This window comes from Polynucleobacter sp. 39-46-10, from assembly GCF_002282275.1.
In genome coordinates this window covers 1-3,251 of record NZ_NCJB01000269.1, presented here as the reverse complement: position 1 = coordinate 3,251, position 3,251 = coordinate 1, and the positions used below count along the sequence as shown (strand labels likewise).

Below are 3,251 nucleotides of genomic sequence, written 5' to 3'. Positions count from 1 at the left end.
GAGAATAATTTCACTTCTTCTGGTGGGTCATATAACTCCAAAAGCTGCACTCTAAAAATCCAGACTGCGATACCAATCACAACACACAAAGTGGTTGTGAAGAATACTGAGGACCATCCAATTTCCTCAGCACGTTCTTGTTTGTCTGCGCCAATCGATTGAGAGACCAGGGTCATTGTCGCAATCGACAGAGATAGTGGCACCATATAGATTACGGTTCCCATATTGGCCACAATTTGGTGGCCAGCTAAAGCAGTAGTGCCTAGCCGCGCAATAAAGAGTGACATGAAAGTAAATGAGGTTACTTCAATCAAATAGCTAAAGCCAATAGGCGCACCCAATTTCAAGAGCGTCCAGATGCGATGCCAGTCGGGCCAGCTAAAGCGTGCAAAGATCTTAAATGGTCTGTAAAAGCCATCAAAGAGAACAAAGCCCAGGGTGATGATGAGCCAGAACCAATTGATGATGACGGTAGCAACTGCGCAACCTGGGCCACCCATACCTTCAATGCCCAGTCCACCATAAATAAATAGGAGATTGAGCGGGAGCTTTAAGCCTAAGCCAATCAGTTGCACCACGGTAATGACTGCTGGCCTGGAGACGGCATTGTGTAGTGCCATGAGAACCCGCATTGCCATGCTTGCTGGTAAGCCAATAGCAAGAATATTGAGGTACAACTTCGCCTTGCCTTCAATATCTGGTGTGACTTGGGAGATTTGCAGAAGAAGATCGGCATTGAGCAGAATGGCGCCACCCAATACAGTCAGACCTACTGCTAGCCAAGTGGCTTGACGCACTTCTTCACCAATCTCTCCATAACGCTTTGCACCAAAGAGTTGTCCAGCAATTGGGGCGAGGGCAGAGATGACGCCAGTTAGGCCAACATAGATGCTGATAAAGATGGCGGAGGCCATTGCCAAGGCAGCCAAGTCATCAGCGGAGTAGCGTGCAGTCATAGCGGTATCTAAAACACCAAAGGTAATGACTGCAAGCTGACCAATCAGTAGGGGACCAGCGAGTTTTAGTAGAGAGGGAATATCCTCGCGCAAACGCGATAATTTAAAGTGCAGCACGTTTTATTCTTTACCAGCAGGGGTAATTTGATAGAGGCGCAGGCGCTCATCTCGGTCAGATGCGCGGCGATCTTCCCAAAGTAATTCTATTTTCTTTTTGTTGAGGCTAGCGTAAGCCTTAGCCTCTGAAGAGCTATGAGTCAGCATCAGATTGCAGCTAGGGTCATCTCGTAGTGGTAGTTTGGTGAAGTAATTAAACGAAGCTAACTGTGCGGGACCTAGATTACTTGTATCGATACACCCTGGTGTGTTGGCAATCATTTGCACCAGACGATCAGATACATCGCGATAGGTCTTGGCATAGTTAATTGTTGGCAACCAAAGCGTCATCAATAAGACCCACATCAAGGTGGTTCCAGACGCAGAGATAATCAGGCAGCGCCAGATTTCTTTTGGAGCGCGCGATGTTCTCCAGCGCACAATCGCTAACCACACACCAGTAATAATCAGGGCAATCACAAAACCAAAGTAATCAAACTGCGCCTGAAAGCCTGGCAGGAGTCTTGCTAAATTGGCAGCTGTCGATTTAGGGAAGCCAGTCACTTTTGCAAGCCAAATAATCCAAATGGCCAAAGCGATCATGGTGAAGCTAAACATCGCAAACCAATCGATAAAGCTAATGAGGTTACGCTTGAGTATTGGTAAGCTAAATGCAGCAATGATCGACAGGCTCGGAATCAAAATGATGAGATCATGTTCATTCGCCTCAAGGCGGAAGAGAACATAAATCAAGCAACCAATAAATACACTTAGCGGAATGCACAGATGCGGCGCACGCCATTGGCCTGCCTCTTTGACTCGACCCCAGTGGGCAAGAGAGATGATCGCTAGCGGCCAAACTGGCCAAGCGTAAGCCCAGAAGTTAACACTCAAAAATCCGAGGGATTCAATGGAAGGCGTTGCGCGCATCTCTGGCATATTGCGCCAGCCCTCTTCAGCGATATGACGCCACTCTGGAGTGATGTTACCTAGGTACCAAAGCGCGGGCCAAATCGCAAAACCAATCAAGCCTAAAACTGTACTAGTTAAAGTCCAACGAAAGCGTAATTTCGCATTACTCGCAATCACCGCAATGATGGTGGAGCTGACAACAATTAAGCTAAGCGTGAGATTACTAGAGAGTACAACAATCGCAATGCCAAGACCAGTCCATAAGCCACCTTGCCAAGGCTTATCTAAACCACGCACTGTGCCATATAAGACAATGCTGATGCCCATCAGTTGGGCCATCATTGGTGTGGTCTCATGTGCACGTTGTGCAAGACCGACGCAAGCCAAGAATATCAATAGCGCACCATCAGCTAAAGTCATTCCATAGTTTTTACGACCAGGCTGACCACCCACTGCTAAGACCATGGGCTGAACTTCTTGACGGCGACCTAATAGGTAAGTCGCATACCAAATAGCGAGAGCAGCAGCGAAGAAGCAGATTGCTGCATAGAGACGTGCAGCATTGGCCATTCCAATCCAGGGACCAAAGAGATCCATGAGGGTGGCACCTAGCCAGTAAGGAAAGGGTGCGCCCAGAGAAACATCGCGTCCTGCAAGATGCGGAACAATCCAATCGAGTGCTTTGCCACTTTGCAAAGTCCACATGCCACCAAATCCGATGGCGTCTTCATTCTTCCAGGGATCGCGTGCAAAAAGACCGGCAAAACCATAGACCAAAGTCAACGCAAAAATAATGATGCGTGGAATGGAGGTGGTAGCAGCGGCAGTGAGTTTGACCATAGAAAACTAGCAATAAAAAAGGCAGCAAACGCTGCCTTGATTATCTCGCAGGGGAGGGTGAATACTGAATATCCAAACCCCAACCCCTTTGTAGAGTAAGTCTATTACTTCTTCTTAGCTGGCTTTTCAGCAGCTTTAGCTTCTGCAGCGGCAGCTTTTTTCTCAGCTGTTTTAGCAGCGCCATCGCCAGTTGCTTTAGCAACAGCTTTAGTACCGAATTTCTGACGGAATTTCTCAACACGACCGGCAGTATCCATAATCTTCTGGGTGCCAGTGTAGAAAGGGTGTGACTCAGATGAAGTCTCGATCTTGGCCAATGGATACTCATTGCCATCTTCCCACTTGATTGTCTCTTTAGTAGACATAGTGGAGCGAGTCTTGAAGCTGAAGTTATTAGAAACGTCTACAAAGACGATTTCACGATATTCGGGGTGAATGCCAGGTTTC

At 47.6% G+C, this 3,251-nt stretch carries 3 protein-coding genes; all 3 read right to left on the bottom strand.

Annotated features, from left to right (window positions below; translation table 11 throughout):
- A partial coding sequence (locus tag B7X71_RS14120) for an MATE family efflux transporter (RefSeq protein WP_293601073.1) occupies window positions 1–1,073 on the bottom strand: 1,073 nt, incomplete at its 3' end.
- 3 nt (window positions 1,074–1,076) lie between these two features.
- Entirely contained in the window at window positions 1,077–2,804 is a 1,728-nt protein-coding gene (locus B7X71_RS14115) for a hypothetical protein (RefSeq protein WP_293599089.1), read from the bottom strand.
- A gap of 104 nt (window positions 2,805–2,908) precedes the next feature.
- Window positions 2,909–3,251 (bottom strand): type B 50S ribosomal protein L31 (locus tag B7X71_RS14110; RefSeq protein WP_293599088.1); only part of this gene is annotated, 343 nt, incomplete at its 5' end.

What these genes read in the sequence shown, in the direction of transcription:
- B7X71_RS14115 (WP_293599089.1), bottom strand. Translation starts at nt 2,804, where the DNA reads ATGGTCAAACTCACTGCCGCTGCTACCACCTCCATTCCACGCATCATT.